At 69.1% G+C, this 19,631-nt stretch carries 23 protein-coding genes; 10 read left to right on the top strand and 13 right to left on the bottom strand.

The features are described from left to right. Positions 1 to 46 precede the first annotated feature (46 nt). A complete protein-coding gene (locus tag DVK03_RS01270; RefSeq protein WP_004065591.1) occupies positions 47 to 832 on the bottom strand; it encodes an Lrp/AsnC family transcriptional regulator in 786 nt (261 codons plus the stop codon). 381 nt (positions 833 to 1,213) lie between these two features. On the opposite strand from DVK03_RS01270, the gene DVK03_RS01265 reads away from it, so the two are divergent. Then, on the top strand, positions 1,214 to 3,463 hold the full coding sequence (locus DVK03_RS01265) for an amino acid permease (RefSeq protein ID WP_004065595.1): 2,250 nt from the start codon (positions 1,214 to 1,216) through the stop codon (positions 3,461 to 3,463). On the opposite strand, the gene DVK03_RS01260 is transcribed toward DVK03_RS01265, so the two are convergent. Next, the gene (locus DVK03_RS01260; RefSeq protein ID WP_004065597.1) at positions 3,460 to 3,921 is read right to left on the bottom strand and encodes a low molecular weight phosphatase family protein; all 462 of its coding nucleotides are present in this window, start codon (positions 3,919 to 3,921) and stop codon (positions 3,460 to 3,462) included. The two genes, DVK03_RS01265 and DVK03_RS01260, sit on opposite strands and share 4 nt — an antisense overlap. 273 nt (positions 3,922 to 4,194) lie before the next feature. On the opposite strand from DVK03_RS01260, the gene DVK03_RS01255 reads away from it, so the two are divergent. Continuing rightward, on the top strand, positions 4,195 to 4,938 hold the full coding sequence (locus tag DVK03_RS01255) for a DNA polymerase sliding clamp (protein ID WP_004065599.1): 744 nt from the start codon (positions 4,195 to 4,197) through the stop codon (positions 4,936 to 4,938). Between the two features lie 132 nt (positions 4,939 to 5,070). Here DVK03_RS01255 and DVK03_RS01250 read toward each other — a convergent pair whose 3' ends face one another. Next, on the bottom strand, positions 5,071 to 5,664 hold the full coding sequence (locus DVK03_RS01250; RefSeq protein WP_004065601.1) for a hypothetical protein: 594 nt from the start codon (positions 5,662 to 5,664) through the stop codon (positions 5,071 to 5,073). A gap of 149 nt (positions 5,665 to 5,813) precedes the next feature. On the opposite strand from DVK03_RS01250, the gene DVK03_RS01245 reads away from it, so the two are divergent. After that, on the top strand, positions 5,814 to 6,914 hold the full coding sequence (locus tag DVK03_RS01245; protein ID WP_115802709.1) for a DNA primase: 1,101 nt from the start codon (positions 5,814 to 5,816) through the stop codon (positions 6,912 to 6,914). 99 nt (positions 6,915 to 7,013) lie between these two features. On the opposite strand, the gene DVK03_RS01240 is transcribed toward DVK03_RS01245, so the two are convergent. Continuing rightward, positions 7,014 to 7,217 carry a hypothetical protein gene (locus DVK03_RS01240; protein ID WP_004065604.1) on the bottom strand — a complete coding sequence of 68 codons (204 nt, stop codon included), beginning with the start codon at positions 7,215 to 7,217 and terminating at the stop codon, positions 7,014 to 7,016. A gap of 219 nt (positions 7,218 to 7,436) precedes the next feature. On the opposite strand from DVK03_RS01240, the gene DVK03_RS01235 reads away from it, so the two are divergent. Next, entirely contained in the window at positions 7,437 to 8,084 is a 648-nt protein-coding gene (locus tag DVK03_RS01235; RefSeq protein ID WP_006600785.1) for an SWIM zinc finger family protein, read from the top strand. 27 nt (positions 8,085 to 8,111) lie between these two features. Here DVK03_RS01235 and hjc read toward each other — a convergent pair whose 3' ends face one another. After that, on the bottom strand, positions 8,112 to 8,534 hold the full coding sequence (gene hjc / locus DVK03_RS01230; protein ID WP_004045284.1) for a Holliday junction resolvase Hjc: 423 nt from the start codon (positions 8,532 to 8,534) through the stop codon (positions 8,112 to 8,114). Between the two features lie 72 nt (positions 8,535 to 8,606). Next, positions 8,607 to 9,395: a TrmB family transcriptional regulator gene (locus DVK03_RS01225; protein ID WP_115802045.1), complete on the bottom strand. Its 789-nt coding sequence runs from the start codon at positions 9,393 to 9,395 to the stop codon at positions 8,607 to 8,609. Positions 9,396 to 9,516: 121 nt separating this feature from the next. Here DVK03_RS01225 and DVK03_RS01220 point away from each other — a divergent pair, with 121 nt between their 5' ends. Beyond that, positions 9,517 to 9,849 carry a multidrug efflux SMR transporter gene (locus DVK03_RS01220; RefSeq protein ID WP_115802708.1) on the top strand — a complete coding sequence of 111 codons (333 nt, stop codon included), beginning with the start codon at positions 9,517 to 9,519 and terminating at the stop codon, positions 9,847 to 9,849. A 72-nt stretch (positions 9,850 to 9,921) separates the two neighbouring features. On the opposite strand, the gene DVK03_RS01215 is transcribed toward DVK03_RS01220, so the two are convergent. Beyond that, entirely contained in the window at positions 9,922 to 11,208 is a 1,287-nt protein-coding gene (locus DVK03_RS01215; RefSeq protein WP_006600786.1) for an adenosylhomocysteinase, read from the bottom strand. A gap of 98 nt (positions 11,209 to 11,306) precedes the next feature. Here DVK03_RS01215 and DVK03_RS01210 point away from each other — a divergent pair, with 98 nt between their 5' ends. Further along, positions 11,307 to 11,618: a helix-turn-helix transcriptional regulator gene (locus DVK03_RS01210; RefSeq protein WP_004045280.1), complete on the top strand. Its 312-nt coding sequence runs from the start codon at positions 11,307 to 11,309 to the stop codon at positions 11,616 to 11,618. Positions 11,619 to 11,687: 69 nt separating this feature from the next. On the opposite strand, the gene DVK03_RS01205 is transcribed toward DVK03_RS01210, so the two are convergent. Further along, positions 11,688 to 12,980, bottom strand: coding sequence for an amidohydrolase (locus tag DVK03_RS01205; RefSeq protein WP_115802044.1), 1,293 nt, complete (start codon positions 12,978 to 12,980; stop codon positions 11,688 to 11,690). 163 nt (positions 12,981 to 13,143) lie between these two features. Here DVK03_RS01205 and DVK03_RS01200 point away from each other — a divergent pair, with 163 nt between their 5' ends. Then, positions 13,144 to 13,491: a hypothetical protein gene (locus DVK03_RS01200; protein ID WP_004045278.1), complete on the top strand. Its 348-nt coding sequence runs from the start codon at positions 13,144 to 13,146 to the stop codon at positions 13,489 to 13,491. Then, positions 13,488 to 14,000 (top strand): winged helix-turn-helix transcriptional regulator, encoded by a 513-nt coding sequence (locus tag DVK03_RS01195; protein ID WP_004045277.1) that lies wholly within the window; start codon positions 13,488 to 13,490, stop codon positions 13,998 to 14,000. The genes DVK03_RS01200 and DVK03_RS01195 overlap by 4 nt, the downstream gene beginning before the upstream one ends. A 22-nt stretch (positions 14,001 to 14,022) precedes the next feature. Here DVK03_RS01195 and DVK03_RS01190 read toward each other — a convergent pair whose 3' ends face one another. After that, complete coding sequence (locus DVK03_RS01190; protein ID WP_115802043.1) at positions 14,023 to 15,123, bottom strand: peptidase; 1,101 nt, start codon at positions 15,121 to 15,123, stop codon at positions 14,023 to 14,025. A gap of 77 nt (positions 15,124 to 15,200) precedes the next feature. On the opposite strand from DVK03_RS01190, the gene hisG reads away from it, so the two are divergent. Further along, positions 15,201 to 16,046 (top strand): ATP phosphoribosyltransferase, encoded by an 846-nt coding sequence (hisG, locus tag DVK03_RS01185; protein WP_115802042.1) that lies wholly within the window; start codon positions 15,201 to 15,203, stop codon positions 16,044 to 16,046. Positions 16,047 to 16,061: 15 nt separating this feature from the next. Here the strand turns inward: hisG and DVK03_RS01180 are convergent, their stop codons facing one another. From DVK03_RS01180 to DVK03_RS01165, 4 genes are all read right to left on the bottom strand, one after another. Further along, entirely contained in the window at positions 16,062 to 17,030 is a 969-nt protein-coding gene (locus tag DVK03_RS01180; protein ID WP_115802041.1) for a CPBP family intramembrane glutamic endopeptidase, read from the bottom strand. Between the two features lie 18 nt (positions 17,031 to 17,048). Then, entirely contained in the window at positions 17,049 to 17,426 is a 378-nt protein-coding gene (locus DVK03_RS01175; RefSeq protein ID WP_004065624.1) for a hypothetical protein, read from the bottom strand. 79 nt (positions 17,427 to 17,505) lie between these two features. Continuing rightward, positions 17,506 to 18,075 carry a TATA-box-binding protein gene (locus tag DVK03_RS01170; protein ID WP_004045271.1) on the bottom strand — a complete coding sequence of 190 codons (570 nt, stop codon included), beginning with the start codon at positions 18,073 to 18,075 and terminating at the stop codon, positions 17,506 to 17,508. Between the two features lie 58 nt (positions 18,076 to 18,133). Beyond that, positions 18,134 to 18,445, bottom strand: coding sequence for a DUF5658 family protein (locus tag DVK03_RS01165; RefSeq protein WP_004065626.1), 312 nt, complete (start codon positions 18,443 to 18,445; stop codon positions 18,134 to 18,136). 156 nt (positions 18,446 to 18,601) lie between these two features. On the opposite strand from DVK03_RS01165, the gene DVK03_RS01160 reads away from it, so the two are divergent. Next, positions 18,602 to 19,558 (top strand): methyltransferase domain-containing protein, encoded by a 957-nt coding sequence (locus DVK03_RS01160; RefSeq protein WP_115802040.1) that lies wholly within the window; start codon positions 18,602 to 18,604, stop codon positions 19,556 to 19,558. Positions 19,559 to 19,631 lie beyond the last annotated feature (73 nt).

The raw sequence follows: 19,631 nt of genomic DNA, 5'->3' as shown, positions 1-19,631 counted from the left end.
CGGCGCGGCTGCCAGCGCGGGGACCGCGGACGCGACACCGCCGAAGTCAGCCCGGAGACGACTCCGTCTGTGGACCGCGGAACGCCGACAGCGCGTCCGCATCCGCGTCCCCGCCGGCGCGGGAGAGAACCGTCACGATGTCGTCCGGCTCGATGACCGTGTCCCCGTGCGGGGTGAGTTCGCGGTCGCCCCGCTCGATGGCGATGACGAGCGTCTCGTCGTCGAGAATCCCCCGCTCGGAGGCGTCTTCGAGCGTGAGGCCGGCTATCGGCGCGTCGGACTGCACGGGGACCTCGACGACGCTCGCGTCGCCGGTGAGGCTGATGAAATCGTTGGCTTCGGGCGCGTGACCGCCGTCGTCGGGGTCGAACGGGCCGTAGGGGGCGAACAGCTCCTCTTCGAGCAGGTCTTCGTCTTCGATGTGGATGCCGATGTCGGTGAGCAACCGCGCGACGCGCCGGAGGTCGCCGGTGCTCTCGCCGACCGCGAGGACGTGGAGGTTGCGGCGACCGGTCATCAGCGTCCGGACGTTGATGACGCCCGGAATCGCCCGCGCCTCGTGGGCGAGCGCCTCTCGTTCGGTCACGGGAACGTCGCAGAGATAGAGGTTCGTGAGCTTCCCGCCGGCGAGTTCGAAATCGACCTGCGCGGTGCTGCCGCGGATGATGCCGGAGTCTTCGAGCTTGTGGATTCGGTTCCGGATAGTGGCTCCGGAGACGCCGGCCTCCGCCGCGAGCGTGCTGGCGGACGTGTTACGCGCATCGTCCATCAGGGCGTAGAGGATGCGGCGGTCAATCTCGTCGAGCCGGTGGTCGGTGTTACGATATGGCATCGGTGACTGTGTCGAGTTTCGGTTTGCGAAGTTAGCTACCCCGCGTTTTCATATAAGGCTTGTCTGGACGACGCCCGTCTTGCGAGACGGAACTGCTCGACCGAGGAGCCGCGAGGTGAGGACGGCCCCGTACCGGCCCGTGAGGGACCGCGAAGACGAGCCAGCCCGGAGACGGATGACCCACGGGGACTTCGTTCTTAGAAATTATATTCATTTCTATTTTCGAATTCGAAGTGAAAAGGTAGAACTTATATCGTTACACAACCGGGTAGCGACCATGCACGAGACGAACGTCACCGAGACGGCCGATAGCGCGGCGCTCCGACCCGAACAGCGGGTTCCGAAGCGACGGAGCGAGGGTCCCAGCACGGAGGCCAACGGATGAGCGACGAGGAACTCGCGAAGGACCTCGGCCTCCTGTCGGCGCTGACTATCGGCATCGGGACGATGATCGGCGCGGGCATCTTCGTCCTACCCGGCGTCGCGGCCAGCACCGCCGGCCCGGTCGTCGTCGCCTCGTTCGTCGTCGGGGGGCTCATCGCGCTGGTGAACGCGCTTTCGGTCTCCGAACTCGGCACCGCGATGCCGAAAGCCGGCGGCGGCTACTACTACGTCAACCGCGCGCTCGGGCCGCTGTTCGGCTCTATCGCCGGCCTCGGCGACTGGATGGGGCTGGCGTTCGCCTCCGCGTTTTACAGCATCGGCTTCGGGCAGTACCTCGCGACGCTCGTGCCGATGCCGGAGTTCCTCTTTCTCAACGAGGTGCAGGTCGGCGCGCTCGTCGCCGGGGCCGTCTTCGTGGGCGTCAACTACATCGGTGCCAAGGAGACCGGCGGCGTACAGACGGTCATCGTCACCGTCCTGTTGGCGATTCTGGCCCTGTTCGCGGTCCAGGGCTGGCTGTCGTTCGACGTCGCAACGCTCGTCGGTGACGGCGGTATCGCGCCGTTCGGCTACGGTGCCATCCTGCCGGGGACGGCGCTCGTGTTCGTCTCGTTTCTCGGCTACGCGAAGATTGCGACCGTCGCCGAGGAGCTGAAGAACCCCGGCCGGAACCTCCCGCTGGCGGTTATCGGGAGCGTCGCCATCGTCACCGTCCTCTACGCGATTCTCGTGAGCATCATGCTCGGCGTGGTGCCGTGGCCGGACCTGAGCCAGAGCGCGCCGCTGACGCAGGCGACGCAACTCGCGTTCCCCGGCGGGCTGGCCGGCCTCGCCGTCACCGTCGTGACGCTGGGCGCGCTCCTCGCGACCGCCTCCAGCGCGAACGCGTCGATTCTGGCGTCGGCCCGAATCAACTTCGCGATGGGCCGGGACCGAATCGTCACCAACTGGCTCAACGAGATTCACCCGAACTACGCGACGCCCTACCGGTCGATTCTCGTCACGGGTGCCGTCATCATCCTCTTCATCGCGGCGCTCGGCCGAGACATCGAGGTGTTGGCGAAAGCCGCGAGCGTCCTCCACCTCGTCGTCTACGCGCTCATGAACGCGGCGCTCATCGTCTTCCGGGAGACTGACCCGGAGTACGACCCGGCGTTCACCGTGCCGCTGTACCCGGTTACGCCGCTCGTCGGCATGGCGCTCTCGCTCGGACTGCTGGCGTTCGTCGGCGGGGAAGAGCTCCTGCTTTCGGGGCTGTTCGTCGTCGGTGCCGTGGTCTGGTACTTCGTGTACGCACGCAACAACGCCGACAGACAGGGGCTTCTCGGTCGGCACATCCTCTCTCGGGGCGACGAGCTACCGAACACGGTCGTCGACGCCGCGGCGACGGTCGCGCCGAACGGGTCGGGTCGCATCGACGACGCGCCCGCGACGACGACGATGGTCGCGGTTTCGAACCCCCGAACCGAGCGGGCGCTCGTGACGCTCGCGGCCGCGCTCGCGAAGTTCGACGGCGGGCGGGTCCTCGCGACCCACGTCATTCAGGTCCCGGACCAGACCTCGCTGGCGGCCGCGGCCGACCAACGCGACCGCATCTCGAAGGCGTCCGAACGGCTCATGGCCGACGCGCGAGCCGACGTCGAACAGCTGGACGTGCCGGTCGACACGCGGACGATTCTCTCCCACGAGGGGCTCGCGGAGGTGTTCGACGCGGCGCGCCAACACGGCGTCGACCGGGTCATCATGGGCCACAGCGGCGCGAAACTCGCCGGCGGACGGGTCGAGGGCGCGCTCGACGAACTGACGCACGACCTCCCGTGCGACGTGGTCGTCCTCGACGGGGAGGAGTTCGACCCGAGCGAGGTGCTGCTCCCGACGGCGGGCGGGCACTCGTCTGACCTCTCCGCGGAGGTCGCACGAGCGCTGCAAGCGACGACCGACGCGCACATCTCGGTGCTGCACGTCGCTGACGAGGTCGCGGCCGGTCGGGAGTTCCTCGAACAGTGGGTCGCGGAACACGACCTACACGGAGTGGAGCAACTGGTCGAGACGGGCGACGTGGAGACCGTCATCGGCGAGGCGGCGGCGGACAAGTCGCTCGTCCTCGTCGGCGCGACGGAGACCGGCCTGCTGTCCCGACTCGTCGGCGGGTCGCTGGCGCTGTCCGTGCTCGACGACCTCGAGACGACCGTGTTGCTGGCCGAGCGCCCCCGGCGACGGTCGCTCCGAGAGCGGCTGTTCGGCTAACCCGCGAGTTCGTCGAACAGCGCCGAAACGCGCCCCTCGATGTCGTCGCGAATCGCCCGGACCGCATCGAGGTCCCGGCCGTCCGGGTCGTCGAGGTCCCAGTCGCGGGCGTCGCCGCGCCACGTCATGGGACAGATGCCCTCGGCCGAACAGCCCATCGTGACGACGATATCCACGTTCATAATCTCGTCCTGCTCGATTGCGCGGGGCGTCTCGTCGGCGAGGTCGAACCCCGCATCGCCCATGACCTCGACGACCTCGTCGTGGACGTGGTCGGCGGGGTCGGTGCCGCCGGTGACGACCTCGATGCGGTCGCCGACGCCGCGCTCGTCGCGTTCCCGGCGGGCGAAGGCCGTCGCCATCTGACTCCGGCCGGCGTTCTGGACGCAGACGAAGGCGACGCGGGTCGTAGTCGCGTCGGCGTCGGCGTCAACATCGACATCGGCGGCGTCGGTCATCGCTCGGCACCTCGTCGGCGGGCGGCTGGCTTCGTCTCCTCGTTCGCCATGGTCTGGAGTTACACAATCAGCTATTTGAGTGCTTTGAAGCCCGAAACCCTCGAAATCGTCGGATTAGCTATGTACGAAGGCAGTGACAACAACACCCATGGGGAGCCGAGGGGAGCGGTGGGGTGCTCGCGGGAGCGCGCACGCGGGAGAGCGTGCGAACATCATATTGCGGTGAGTCCAAATCAGGAGTATTTTTAAGACCGCTGTCGTACGACGGCACATATGTTCAAGGCCATCGTGAGCGCCGCGACGCTCCGGGACGCGCTCGACTCCGTGAGCGTCCTCGTCGACGAGTGTAAGATTCGACTCAACGAGGAGAGTCTCTCCATCCGCGCCGTCGACCCCGCGAACGTCGGCATGGTGGACCTCACGCTCGACGCGGCGGCGTTCGAATCCTACGAAGCCGACGGCGGCGTCATCGGCGTCAACCTCTCTCGCCTCGAAGAGGTCGCCGGGATGGCGGGCTCGGGCGACCTCATCCACCTCACGCTCGACGAGGAGACGCGCAAGCTCAACATCCGCATCGACGGGCTGTCGTACACGCTCGCGCTCATCGACCCCGACTCGATTCGCCAGGAGCCCGACATCCCGGACCTCGACCTCGCAGCGAACATCGTCCTCGAAGGGACGCACCTCGACCGCGGTATCAAGGCGGCCGACATGGTTTCGGACCACATCCGCCTCCGCGTCGACGGCGCCGAAGAGACGTTCCACATCGAGGCCGAAGGCGACACCGACGACGTGGACCTGTCGCTTCCCCCGGCGGACCTCATCAGCATCGAAGCCGGCGCGGCCGACTCGCTGTTCTCGCTCGATTATCTCAAAGACATGAACAAGGCGATTCCGACCGACGCCGAGGTCACCGTCGAACTCGGCGAGGAGTTCCCGGTCAAGCTTCACTACCAAATCGCAGAAGGGATGGGCACCATCACGTACATGCTCGCCCCGCGCATCCAGAGCGACTGAGCGGACGTTTCGGCGGCCGCGTCGTTGTCCGACCACCGAGCCGTCCCACTCGTTTCTCTCGATTCTCAGCGGTCAGCGACCGCGCCGCCCGACTCGTCGGCCGCGATGACGCGGTTCGGTCGCGGCGTCGACTCAAGAGCGGTAGCGGTCGATGACGCGCTTGGCCGAGACGGCCTTTTCCTTCCAGCCGTAGCCCGCCTCGTAGACGTGGCGCTTCTTCTCGACGAGTTCGGCGGGCGTCGCCTCCTCGAAGCCGCCGCGGTCCCACGCGCCGGTGTCGCGGAGCCAGTTGACGACGTTTTCGCGCGTCTCGGGCCACGACAGGCCGACCATCTCGTACCACGCTATCATGGCGAAGACGGCGTTGTCGTGACAGCCGGGGACGCTCCCGTACTGGTGGAGCGTCCGCATCGGCTCCCGGGTCGGCTCCGAGACCTCCTCTCTGAACTCCTCGGCGGTGCGCAGTCGGAGAACGCCCGTGTTCGCGTCCGACACCCGCTCGTCGCGCTTGAGTCGGCGGAGCGCGGCCTGCTGAAGCGGCCCCCACTCGCCCGGCGCTTCGCGGCGGAGCGTCTCCTCGTCGCACGGGCCGCCCGCGAGGACGGAGACGATGTCGACGTAAGCCCGCTCGACTTCGACCCACGGCGTCCCCTCGAAGCGACAGTCGGCGTCGTGGAGACTGGTCGTGGCGCGGCAGTCCGGACACGGGTAGTCGAAGTGCGGCACGTGAGAGCCTGAGGAAGTGGTCGGTAATAGGTTGTGTGATGCGCCGTCGTCGCGGCGGGGCGGGTGAGAGACTCGGCCGCACGGCCCACGCCGCCACCGCCGAATCCGTCGCGTTTATCGGTGGGCACCCGGAACGTGGCGGTATGCGGATGCGCCCGCTCCACGCCCGATACCCGTTTTTCGCCGCGGCCAGAGAGGCGGTCGAATCGGCGGACGTCGCCATCGCGACGCTCGTCGCAGAGGACGCCCCGGCCGTCGAGCGTGGCGTCGAGCGCGTCGAACGCGCCCTCATGGAGGGCACCGTCGAACCCGACCCCGGCGAGGCCTACCCGCGGGAGACCAAGACGGAACTGCTTTCGTACCCCATCTCGCGCATCATCGTCTCGCTCGTCGAGACGCCCGCGGCGGTGGACAAGTACGCCCGCGCCGAGGCCGACACGGCCTACGAGCGCATGCTCGCTGACTTCGACGCCGGCGACGACGACGTCCACGGCGAGGCCCGCGCGAGTCTCGACGACTTCCTCCGCGAGTTCGACCTCGACGGCGCGGTGCGGGCCGAGTCGAACCGGACCCGCAACAGCCGCCGCGCGCCCGCCCACTACTGGGTCGACGTGGGGCCGTATCTCACCTACTCCGACACCGACTGGGGCGCTGACTGGCGACTCGTCAACCGCTCGCTGGCCGACGGCGCGGTCCGCGTCACCCGCGAGGAGCTCTCGGAGCTGCTCCGCGAGGCTGTCCGCCGCCGGGTCGCCGAGGGGCTTCCCTTCGCCGTCCGCGGCAGCGACGCGGGCGACCGCCTCGCCGACGCGCTCAAACCCCACGTCGAGCGCCTGCGGAACCTGCTTTCGGACCGCGGCGCGGTCAACGCCGTCTACGTCGACGCGGTGGACCCCGACCACTTCCCGCCCTGCGTCGAGGCGCTGTTGGCGCGGGCGCGAGAGGGCGAGTCGCTCCCGAACGAGGCGGCGTTCGCGCTCGCGGCGTTCCTCGTCGGCGTCGGCCTCGACCCCGAGGAGGTCGGGGGCGTCGTCGGCGACGAAACCGCCGAGGCGTTGCAGAAGCGGGCGACCGTCCTCGCGGATTCGAGCGGGTCGCAGTACGCGCCGCCGACCTGCGAGACGATGCAGGCGTACGACCTCTGTGTGAACCGCGACGACCGCTGTGACACCATCGAGCACCCGATGAACTACTTCGAGACGGCGACGAACGACGCGGACGCGGACGCCACCGACGAAGCCGCCGACTGACGGAGTCCGTGCTGACGACGTAGCCAACCCGCGAGCGCCGCCGCTGCGCGTCGAGCGCCCGCGCGACGGCGAACCCGTCGTCGAAACCGACCAGCCGGATTAGGAAGAACGCGACAGCCAAACGCCGATACCAGCCATCACGAGGACGAACGCCGTGATAGCGCCGACGAGTGCGAGCCCGCCGGTGGAGACGAGTCCACTCTGGTTGTAGGTCGCACCGATGCCGACGATGAGGGCGATAAACACCCCGACCGCGACGATGGAGACGGCAATCTTCCGCCGCATCTCCGCTTCGATAGCCATGCGACGACGTATCCGCGGCCGTTCTAAAAGGTCTTCGATGGGCGGATGCCCGACGAGAGCCACTCACGCGCCCGATTTTCCACACGAAACGAGGGTTTAGGTCGTTCGAGAACCTACACGCAGGTGACGGAAACCGACCCCGAACGGCCGCTGGGAGGGTCGGAATCCCGCACCACCATGACGCACATCGCACACACACCCGCGTCGACTCGCCGCCCGGTGCGCCGCAAGACAACGCTTCCGTCGGACGGACTGTCCGGGCGCGCCCGCCGCGCCCGCGTCGAACCGATGGCCGTCCGGCCGCTCCGAGACGGTCGCTACGTCGTCGAGACCGACGGCGGCACCTACGTCGTCGACGTGGAGGCGCGCACCTGCACCTGTCCCGACAACGCCATCCGGCACGCCCGCTGTAAGCACCTCCGCCGGGTCGCCATCGAAATCACCCGCGGCGAGGTCCCGCCGCCGGGCCGCCGGCGCGCCACCTGCGCCGTCTGCGGCGACGAGACGTTCGTTCCGATGGACGCGACGGGGCCGCAGCTCTGTCGCGACCACGACCACCGCGCCGGCGACCTCGTCCGCGACCGCGAGAGCGGCGGCCTCCTCGTCGTCACGCGGGCGCTCGGCACGCGCGCCGACGAGACGCCGACGGAGACGGGAACCCTCGTCTCGGCGTACGAGACGAACGCCGACTACGGCGACCACGAACCGACGTTCGAGGCGGTCTATCTCGACTCGCTGCCGGTGAACGCCGGTCTCTCCGACCTCGGTGAACTGCACGCCTACCGGTTCCCCGCCTCGCGGCTCAGCCGCGTCGAGCGCGGCTTCGTGGGCGCGAACTCGCTCGGCGAGCGGCTCGCTCGGGCGTGAGCGAGCGCGGAAAATCGCGTCGCGACCTCAGTCGCCGCCGAGTTTGGTCTGCGTCGGGCCGCCGGTGAACGACTCGAAGTCCTCGCCCTCCGCCAGCGCCGTCTCCTTTTTGACGCGGTAGTTCCCGCCGTCGGTCACGTAGAGGTCGCCGGGGTGGAAGAAGTACCAGTCCTCGCGGTCGAACCGGACGGCGATGCGAGCCTTCGCGCCGAAGTTCCGCGAGAAGTAGACGAGCGCTTCGACCTCCTCGCCGCTCAGGTAGATGGGGCGGCCGCTGGAGGCCTTCGCCTCGATGGCGTAGAACACCTCGCCGTTGCCCGCGAGCACGTCGGGGAGTTCGCGCGTCGTCGCGCTCCCGGAGGCGGGCGCGCGCATGACGGCGAAGCCGGCCTCGTCGAGAGCGTTGACGAGTTCGCGCTCGCGTCGGTCTCCCTTTCTGTTCGAAGACATGGTCGGGAGTCGGCCGCGGGCGGTGATAAATGGGGCGACCGGCGTCCGGGAGCGCAGACGAGATGCGCGGCGTCACTCGAAAAGCGGGACGGCGTCCCCCCACAGCGCCCGGAACTGGCGGTCGAACTCGTCGACGACGCCCGCGTCCGTCACCACGACGACGCCGAGGCGGTCGGCGGCGGACTGCGGGTGCGGAATGTCGACCGACGCGACCGTCCCGTCGACGACGTCGAACGAGACCGGCAGGTGCGGCAGGACGCGGATTCGAACCGTCTGGGGCTTCGACGCCACGAGGCCCCGAAACTCGTCGGGAAGCGAGTCGAGCACGGGGTCGCTGAGGAGCAGCGACACGTCGAGGTCGTCGCGAGCGCCCTCGAAGAACGCGTCGAACTCGGTTCTGAGCGTCTCCCACGACGCCCGCTCGTACGGCGGGCCGACCGCGGCGGAGACGGACTCGGTCGCCGCCCGGACGTGTTCGTGCATCGCCGTCCGCATCTCGTCGCCGCCGAGGCGGCCGAGCCAGACGCTCCCGTCCGCCGGCGGCGTCGGCAGGAGGTTCGACCGGACCGCGTCGGCCACGTCGCGGTATCGCGTCCACTCCTCGCGCAGTTCCGCCGCGCGCTCGGCCAGCAGTCGCTCGACCGCCGCGCCCGGGTCGACGGCGGCGTACCGCGTCGGCTGGGTCGACTGCGCGCGGACCAGTCGGCGCGACCGAAGCCCGTTGAGCACGTCGTAGACCCGGCCGTTCGGGACGCCGCTCGCGTCCGAGACGGTCGCGGCCGTCGCGGCTCCCGTGACGAGGAGCGTCCGGTACGCCTTCTCCTCGTAGTTCGACAGGCCGAGTTCCCCGAGTTCGGTCATAGGCGGGACTCCCTCGCCCACAAGTTAGTATTTTGATGTTTCTTGGCCGGCCGCGAGCAACGAACCGCAAGTGGCGGGCGATTGCAGAACGCTCATCCGGGTCGTGGCGGGACCGACGGACATGAACCCGTACGTGTTACTCGCCGGCGCAATCGCGTCGGAACTCGTCGGAACGACCGCGCTCAAACTGTCCGCGGGGTTTTCCAAGCCCGTGCCGAGCCTCGGCGTGGTAGTCGGCTACGGTCTCGCGTTCTACCTCGTCTCGCTGACGCTCGAAGAGCTCCCCATCGGTGTGGTGTACGGGACGTGGGCCGCGCTGGGCATCGTCGGCGTCGCGGCCATCGGCGTCGTCGTGTTCGACGAACCGGTCGACCTGACGGGCGTCGTCGGCCTGCTTCTCATCCTCGCCGGGATTTACTGCGTCAACGTCCTCTCGGAGATGGCCGCGCACTAACGCCGGCGAGTGGGCCGAACGCGGTCGCTGACGCGCGGCGGCTGTGAGAAACGAGAGAGAGCGCGGGTCGGCTTACGTTCCGTGGGCCCAGCTACCCATGTACTCGCGCTGTTCGTCGGTCATCGAGTCGAACTCGATGCCCTCGGCGTCGAGTTTGATTTCGGCGACTTCGCGGTCCAGTTCGTCGGGCACGTCGTGGACGCCGGCGTCGTAGTCGTCCCCGTTTTCGACGAGTTCGCGGACGACGACGGCCTGCACGCCGAACGACTGGTCCATGACCTCGACCGGGTGGCCGAGCGCGATGGGCGACGCGAGGTTGACGAGGCGGCCCTCGGCGAGGACGTTCAGGCGGCGGCCGTCTTCGAGTTCGTAGGCGTCGACGCCGTCGCGGGCCTCGTACTCGTCGACCGCGAGGTCCGACAGCGCGTCGAGGTCGATTTCGATGTCGAAGTGGCCGGCGTTGGCGAGCAGGACGCCGTCTTTCATGTTCTCGAAGTCCTCGCGGGTGATGACGTCGCGGTTGCCGGTGGTCGTGATGAACACGTCGCCGACCTTCGCGGCCTCCTCCATCGGCATCACGTCGTAGCCCTCCATGTGGGCTTCGAGCGCGCGCCGGGGGTCGACCTCGGTGACGATGACGTTCGCGTTCTGGCCGGCGGCCTTCTTGGCGACGCCCTTGCCGCAGTAGCCGTAGCCGCCGACGACGACGTTCTTGCCGGCGTACGAGAGGTTCGTCGTCATGGCGATGGTGGCCAACGACGACTCGCCCGTGCCGTGGACGTTGTCGAACAGGCGCTTCATCGGCGTGTCGTTGACGGCGAAGACGGGGTAGTTCAGTTCGCCGTCCTCGTCCATCGCGCGGAGGCGGTGGACGCCGGTCGTGGTCTCCTCGGCCCCGCCGACGATGGTGTCGATGAGTTCGGGGTACTCCTCGTGGATGGTAAAGACCATGTCCATGCCGTCGTCGACCGTGACGGTCGGTTCGTGGGCGATGACGGCGTCGATGGCCGCGTAGTAGTCCTCGTCGTCGACGCCGCGGACGGCGTAGGAGGTGATGGCGTCGTGGGCGTCGAGCGCCGCCGACACGTCGTCGTGGGTCGAAAGCGGGTTACAGCCGGTGATGGCGACTTCCGCGCCGCCGAGCGCCAGCAGTTCGACGAGGTTCGCCGTCTTCGCCTCGACGTGCATCGCCATACCGACGACCTCGCCGGCGAGCGGCTGTTCCGACTCGAACTGCTCGCGGAGCTCTTGCAGGATGGGCATGTGCTGGAGCGCCCAGTCCATCTTGCGTCGTCCCTCCGTCCGGGCGGCCTCGACGTCGTCGAGGTGCTCGGAGACGGGAGCGTAGTGTTCGCTCATACCCGTGGGTTCGGAGAGGGGTCCGAAAACCCTACCGAAGGCGGTCGCCGCCCCCGAATCTACAAGTGTCAACCGTGAGATTGTACCGCCGAGGGCCGATGCTCGTCATAGATAACGGCAAGACGCTCGCCGAACAGGAGTTGTTCGCCCTGATGAGCGCCCCCGCAGTTCCGGACCTCTTGCGCGTCGCCGACGAGCCGCTGACGGTCAAGGAGCTGAGCTGTCGGGCCGACGTGCCGCTGTCGACGGCCTACCGGGAGGTCAAGCGGCTCCACGAGGCGTCGCTGTTCGAGAAGTCCATCATGGTCGACCACAGCGACGGCCGACACGTCGCGCAGTACCACCGGACGTTCGAGCGCATGGAGGTCAGCGTGACCGACGACGGACTGCGCATCGAGCTGGCCGGGTAGCAGGCTGGAGGGCGGTGCGACCGGACCAGACGGCGGCGAGTCGGAGGCGGTGGCGGACCGGACGGGGGTTCAGACGCGCTCGCGGAGCGACGCGACCGCTTCGCGGGCGCGGGCCATCACGGCGTCCTCGTCGAGCGTCAGCACCTCGCGGTCCCGCATCAGCACCCGCCCGTCACAGACCGTGTGGCGAACGTCGGAGCCGCGGGCGGCGTACGCGAGGTGGCTCACGAGGTCGTTCGCGGGCGTGAGATGCGGCGCGTCGAGGTCGACGACGGCGAGGTCGGCCGCGCCGCCGACTTCGAGCGCGCCGCCGGGGAGGTCGACGGCGGCGGCGGAGCCGGCGGTCGCCATCCGTACCACGTCGGGCGCGGCGACGGCGCTGGCGTCGTCCGCGGCGAGTTTGCCGAGCATCGCGGCGTCGCGCATCTCGTCGAACATGTCGAGGTCGTTGTTCGAGGCCGCGCCGTCGGTGCCGAGGCCGACCGTGACGCCCGCGTCGAGCAGTTTCTGGACGGGAGCCATGCCGGAGGCGAGTTTCATGTTCGACGCCGGGCAGTGGACGACGCCGGTGCCCGCGTCCGCGAGCAGGTCGATTTCCGCGTCGTCGACGTGGACGCCGTGGGCGAGGAAGTCGTCGGCGGTGAGCATGCCGAGGTCTTTCGCGTACGACAGCGGGCGCTCGCCGCGCCCGTCGACGATGGGGTCGACCTCGTCGGTCGTCTCGTTGGCGTGGTAGTGGACCGGGATGCCCTCGTCGTGGGCGTCGGCGACGAACTCGCGGAGGTACTCCTCCGCGACCGTCGTCAGCGAGTGCGGCATCGCGGCGGTCCGAATCCGGCCGTCCGCCGCGCCGTCGAACTCGCGGGCCACGTCGAGGCTCTCGTCGATGTCGGCCCGCGCGTCCGCGTCGTCCTTCCCGAGCGTGACGACGCCGTGGCCGAGGCGGGCGCGGAGGCCGGCCTCCTCGACCGCGGCGGCGATTTCGGGGACGTGGAAGTACATGTCCGCGAACGCGGTGGTCCCCGACTTAATCATCTCCACGAGGCCGAGTTCCGCGCCGGCGCGCACGTCCTCGGGCGTGAGCGCGCCCTCCGCGGGCCAGATGTCCTCGCGGAGCCACGCGTCGAGCGGCTTGTCGTCGGCGTAGCCGCGCAGGAGCGTCATCGCCACGTGGCAGTGGGCGTTCACCAGACCGGGCGTGACGAGACAGCCCGCGGCGTCGAGCGTCTCGTCGGCGTCGGCGTCGAGGTCCGCGCCGATGTCGAGGATGGTTCCCTCGTCGCGGTCCACGAGTACGTCCGCGTCCTCGACCGTCGCGTCGGGGCGGAGCACCTGTCCGCCCGCGATTCGGAGCGTGTTCATGTCGCTCGTTCGGGGCGGCGGGGTGGTGAATCCACCGTCTCGCGGCCGCGAGAGACGACCGCCGGTTTCGGCGCTGAGCGGGCCGAATACCGGCGGTAGTCCGATTCCCGAAAATCGAGAACGAGCACCCTCCCTTAGGTCCGAACCCCCAGTATCGGGGGACATGGAGCCCCCGTCGAACCTCGCGCTCGTTCCGGGGCACGTCCAAGCGGGCGGTCCGTGGATGACCGCGGTCGTCGTTCTCGCGGGCGTCTCGTCGGTCACGCTGGCCGCGCTCGGCGTCGCCGTCTTCCTCCGGCGGCGGACGCGGTCGCACCTGCTCGTCGCGCTGGCGCTGTTGGCGTTCGCGTCGCGGGCGGCCGTCGCGGCGCTGACGCTCGGCGGCGTCCTCTCCGAGTTCGACCACCACGTCGTCGAACACCTCTTGGACCTCGCGATGGCCGGCCTCGTCCTCGCGGCCATCTACTACGCCCGGAGCATCGAGCGCGAGGCGGGGGTCAACGACCCATGAGTGAGACACGAACCCGCGTCGCCGACCACATCAAGCACAACCCGGGAGTCCACTTCAACGAGCTCGTTCGCGCGCTCGACCTCGCTCCCGGCCAGGTACAACACCACGTCCGCAGACTGCTCTCCGACGAGACGGTCCGCCGCTCCGAGTTCTACGGACGGACGCACTACTTCCCCCCCGAGTTCGACGCGTGGGAGCGCGGCGCGCTCGCGCTCGTCCGCCGGGAGACCGCCCGCGACATCCTCGGCCACCTCCTCGAACACGGCGACGCCCGCCCCGACGACGTGGCCGACGACATCGGCGTCGCCCGCAGCACGCTGGAGTGGCACCTCGACCACCTCGTCGAACGCGACGTGGTCCGCAAGGAGCGCGACCTGCACAACCGCGTGACGCTCGTCCTCACCCACCCCGAGCGGACGACCCGGCTGTTGGACGACGTGTCGCCGTCGCTCCCCGAGCGGTTCGTCGACCGGTTCGACCGCCTGCTCGACCACCTCGTCGAAGGATAGCGTCGGGTCCCCGGAGCGGTCCCTACGCGTCCGTCTCGTCCGCCCCGGAGCCGTCTCGGACCCGTTTGATGCGCGATGCCAGCAACGGCTCGAACGAGAGGAACGACCCCGCGCGGCCGGTATCGACCTCGTCGGCGGTCGCGGCGAGCGCGTCGGCGACGGCCGCGCGGCCGACCCGTTCTGCCGCCGCCTCGTCGGCCCGATAGACGAGCCGCTTGCTCGCGTACTCGCCGGTCACGAGCAGTATCACGCCGACTCCGGCGAAGGTCAAGAACGACAGGACGAACCCGAACGGCGACCACGCGATGCCCCAGAAGACGAACGCACCGGCCGCGGTCACGGTGAACAGCCGAAGCCCGTAGACGAACCGAACGACCCGTCCGGCGTCGACCGCGAGGAGCGCCGTAACCGTCTCGTCGTCGTAGCGGTCGAGCAGCGAGTCGGTGAGAAAGAGCGTCTTCCGACCGACCGGGCCGCGGACGAGGTGGTCCGAGCGGTGGCCGCCGCCGTCGAGGAGTCGAATCCGTGAGACCGAGAGACCGGCGCGGTCGCACAGGCGGTCGAGTCGCTCGCGCGTCGCGTCGTCGGGGACCGTCGTCGTCTGCGAGACGCCCACGAGCGGTGCCGAAAAGGCGTACGCGGCGGCTGCGAACGCGAGCAGGGTGAGCAGGCCGCTGGTCTCCAAGACCCGGAATTCGACGTGTAGCACGGTCACCACGCAGAAGACGAGCGCCGCGATGAAGAGCTGATAGCGGAACATCTTCGCGGCCGCCGCTCCCGCGCCCATATCGGCGTCTCGCACGCGTCTCGCCACCGGGAACGCGCCCATGTACGAGACGGTCGCCACGACCGCGGCACCGACGCCGGTGAGCGCCCAGCCGAGAGCCGCCCACGGCCAGTCGGTCTGGAGGCCGACGGCCGCGAGGAGCGCTCGGTCCGCGTTCGTCCACCAGACGACGCCGACGAACAGGATGGCGGCGTAGAGCCAGTTGCTTCGAACTCGCTGTCTGAACCGCTGGACGGACACGTCTCGGCGTTCGAGGCGACCGGCGCTGAGTCGGGACCAACCGGCACCGAGGAGGGAGACGCCGACGAGCGCGCCGGCGAACGTGACGGGAGCCATAGGTGACACTTCGCAGACGTGTCAAAAACCGTTCCGGCTTGCGAAAGTCAATTACCTCCGGGACGTGACGGGGAGGTATGCGAATCGCCGTGCCCAACAAGGGCCGCCTGCACGAACCGACGATTGAACTTCTGGAGCGTGCGGGGCTGCACCTCGACAACGGTGCCGAGCGCAAACTCTACGCCGGGACCGTCGACCCCGACGTGACCGTGCTGTTCGCCCGTGCCGCCGACATCCCCGAGTACGTCCGCGACGGGGCCGCCGAGGTCGGCATCACGGGCCTCGACCAGGTCCGCGAGTCGGGCCACGAACTCGAGGACCTGCTCGATTTGGAGTACGGCAAGTGTCGGCTCGTCCTCGCCGCGCCCGAGGACGGCGACATCGAGACCGTCGACGACGTGTCGGGCAAGGTCGTCGCCACCGAGTTCCCCCACATCGCGCGGACCTACTTCGAGGAGGCGGGCATCGACGCCGAAGTCGTCGAGGTCACGGGCGCGACCGAACTGACGCCCCACGTCGAGATGGCCGACGCCATCATCGACATCACCTCGACCGGGACGACCCTGCGGGTGAACCGGCTCGCGGTCGTCGACGAGGTGCTGTCGTCGTCGGTTCGGCTGTTCGCCCGCCCCGACGTGGTCGACGACCCGAAGGTCCAGCAGTTGCTCATGGCGCTCGAATCCGTCCGCTCGGCGGAGGGCAAGCGCTACCTGATGATGAACGCGCCGCGCGAGAAGCTCGACGAGGTGAAGGAGGTCATCCCCGGCCTCGGCGGCCCGACCGTGATGGACGTCGCCGGCGACTCGACGGTCGCCGTCCACGCCGTCGTGAACGAGCGCGACGTGTTCGAGGTCGTCAGCGACCTGAAAAGCGTCGGCGCGAGCGGCATCCTCGTGACCGAAATCGAGCGGTTAGTCGAGTAAGCGACGCGCCGATTTTCACTGTTTCCAGCGCAGCTCCGGCACCGTGACCGACGGGTCGAACCCGAGGTCGCCGCGGCGCACCCGGACGTAGGCCGCGATGCAGACCGCGCCGAGGACGATTGCGCCGACGCCGAGCAGACCGGCCTCCGGGCCGAACGCGCCGCCGGTAATCACGTCGGGGCCGCGTTCGGTCGTCTCGACGAGCGACGTGCCGAAGTCGAGGCCGCTGACCGCGAAGCCGAAGACGCCGCCCTGCACGAAGTTCCACGAGATGTGGATGCCCGTCGGGATGGCGAGGTCGCCGGTGAGCGCGTAGCCGAGGCCGAGCATGACGCCCGCGAGCGTGATGCTCGTCGTGCTGGCGAACCCCGCGTTCGGGTTCGTGTAGTGGGCGACGCCGAACACCGCCGAGGAGACGGCGAGGCCGCCGGCGACCGCCGCGTCCGGGCCGAACCGCCAGCGGAGGCCCTCGGCGACGTCGGTGAGGACGATGCCCCGAAGCAGGAGTTCCTCCGCGATGCCGACGACGACGAAGAACGCCAGAAGCGACCCGACGCCGAGCAGTCGGTCGACGCCGAGCGGGGCGGGAGAGACCGCAATCCAGCCGGCCGCGACGCCGACGACGAAGACGGCGGTCATCAGGCCCGTTCCGAGCGCGAGGCCGAACCCGAGGTCGACCGCCCACTCGCGGTCGAGTCCGAGTCCGAGGTCCGCGACGGTCCGCCTATCGACGTACCGCGCGACGACGAGCGCGGCGAGACCGCTCGCGCCGACCGAGACGAGCGAGACGACGAGCGACGCGAGGCGGCTCGACCCGGCGAGGCCGCCGAGCGCGGTCGAAAGCGAGAATCCGACCACCAGCGAGACGGCCACGAAGACGACGGGCGTCAAGAGCAGGCGAAACGGGGCGCGCGGCCGGCGTTCCGCGTCGTTCCAGAGGAGTCGGCGGGGAGACACGAACGGGGGTTCGGCGGCCTCGGGCAAGAAAGTACGGCGGGTGCCTCAGAATGGCGCGGTCAGCAGGATGGCGGAGAGGCCGAACAGGACGAGACCCAGAAGCACCGAGACGACGAAGTGGATGACGACCACGTACGCCGACAGGCGGGTCGACCGGCCGTAGAGGTACTTGACGAAGCCGAAGTCGAGGCCGAGTGCGAGCGCGAGCGCGACGAAGGAGTTCCAGCCGAAGGAGGTGAAGACGACGGCGATGGCCGCCGGGACCGGGCCGACGGCGAACGCTTTCTTGAGTTCCACGTCGCCGAGGACGTTCCGCGCGGCGATGTGGGCGGTGAGAGAGAGGAACAGCGCGAACAGCGCGAACGTTCCGGCGACGGCCGTGACCGGCGCACCGGTAGCCGTCTGCAAGGTGAGCGCGTCCATACCGGCCCGAAGGACGCGACTGACTTAGATTCGGTCGATTCGAGTCCCGGTTACGCGACGCAGTCGAGGTTCGGTGGCGTTAGAACGACCCGTTGAGGAGACCGAGTTCGGAGAGCCGCGAGATGATGACGTCGACCGCCGCCTCGGCGTCTGTCGGCTGTTTGCCGCCCGTGATGACGAGTTTGCCCGACCCGAAGAGGAGCGCGACGACGCTCGGTTCGTCGAGGCGATAGACGAGGCCGGGGAACTGCTCCGGTTCGTACTCGATGTTTTCGAGACCGAGCCCGATAGCGATGGCGTTGAGGTTCAGGTTCTCGCCGAGGTCCGCGCTCGTGACGATGTTCTGCACGGTGATTTCGGGGTCGTCGTCGACCGGAATCTGAAGCTCGCGGAGCTTGTCGAAGACGATTTCGAGGCTCTCGTGGACGTCGTCGGTCGACTTCGCGCCGGTGCAGACGATTTTCCCGGACCGGAAGATGAGCGCCGCGGACTTCGGCTCCTGCGTACGGTAGACGAGTCCCGGAAACTGCTCGGGGTCGTAGTCGGCACCCTCGAGGTCCATCGCCACGCTCTGGAGGTCGAGCTCTTGGCCGATTCCCGTGGAGGCGACGACGTTTTCGATGTTGATTGTGTCCTTGGGGTCGGTCATACAACGATTTAAGTCACGTATTTAAGGGTTAAAAAGATTGGTGCGAGGGAATGACAGCTTACGCGCGGCGGTGAATAATCCGGGCGTTTCGAGCGGTGACGACCGCGCCGAGAACTGTCAGCGAAAGTGGAACTGCGAGTCGGGCGACCGCCGGCTTGAGCGCCCAGTAGGCCGCGAAGAACAGCGCGACCGAGACGAGCTTCAACACCGCGAACGAGCCGGGACCGGGGTCGCCGCCGGAGAGGCGTCGCACGAGGGGATTGCCTTCCTGCACGCCCGCCGTCCTGACTCCGAGGACGGTCGTGACGTAGTCGCCGAGCCCGTAGGTGAGCGCCGCCGCGCCCCAGAGGATGGCGTCGAGAGAGGTCATGCGAGTGGATTCGGAGCGCCCGATATAAGTCTCGCCGTCGTCGAGGTGTCAGGTTCAGCGGAGTCGCGGTCGGTCCGGGCCGGCCGGCGCCCCCGCGGGCGCGACGACGACCGATACCCTCATTTCCGCGGCCCGTCAGGTCCGAGCGTGTACGGATTGGAACTCGCCGGCGAGGAAGACGCCTTCGCCGCCCGCGAGGCCGAGGCGGCCGCGACGGGCGTGACGGTCGTCGCCCCCGGCCTCGCCACCGCCCGCGGCGTCGACCCGGAGCGCGCGAGGCGACTCGCCTACACCCGGCGCGTCGTCGAACTGGTCGGGCGATGCGACCCCGACATCGAGGCCGCCCGCGCCGTCGTCGCGGCCGCGAACGTCGACCGCGGGGGGACCGTCGCCGTCCGCGCCCGCGACGTGCGAGGACTCGCCGGTATCAGCACGACCGACGCCGAGCGCGAACTCGGGTCGGCGCTCGTCGAGCGCGGCTTCGGCGTCGACTTGGACGACCCCGACCACGAGCTACGGGTCTACTTCTCCGAGGACGCCTGTCTCGTCGGCTGGACCGCCGTCGAGGCCGTCCGCGACTTCACCGACCGGAAACCGACCGACCGGCCGTTTTTCCAGCCGGGCAGCATGGCCCCCGTGGACGCCCGCGCCTTCGTCAACATGGCCGGCGCGCAGCCCGGTGCCCGGATTCTGGACCCGATGTGCGGCACCGGCGGCGTCCTCCTCGAAGCCGGCCTCGTCGGTGCCGACGTGGTCGGCGTCGACGCCCAAGCGAAGATGGTCGGCGGCGCGCGGGAGAACCTGCGTCACTACGTCGGCTCCGGCGACGTGGTCCGCGGCGACGCCACCGCGCTCCCCCTCCGCGACGATTCGATGGACGGCGCGGTGTTCGACGCCCCCTACGGCCGGCAGTCGAAAATCGCCCGCCACTCGCTTGCGGACCTCGTCGGCGGCGCGCTGGCGGAGGTCCGCCGGGTCGCCCCCGAGTGCGTGATGGTTGCCGACCGGTCGTGGGCTGAGGCGGCCGAGGACGCCGGCTGGGAGGTCGAACGAGTGTTCGAGCGACGGGTCCACCGGTCGCTGGTGCGGTACGTGCATCTGCTGCATCGGTAGTCGGAATCGGCGGCGGTGCGGCGGCTCCGACACGGCCGCAGCCGAGACGGGTTTGTTCAACCGCGCGACAAGG

This window comes from Haloferax sp. Atlit-109R (assembly GCF_003665865.1).
In the GTDB taxonomy this organism is placed as follows: domain Archaea; phylum Halobacteriota; class Halobacteria; order Halobacteriales; family Haloferacaceae; genus Haloferax; species Haloferax volcanii.
This window is presented reverse-complemented; position numbering and strand designations above follow the sequence as displayed.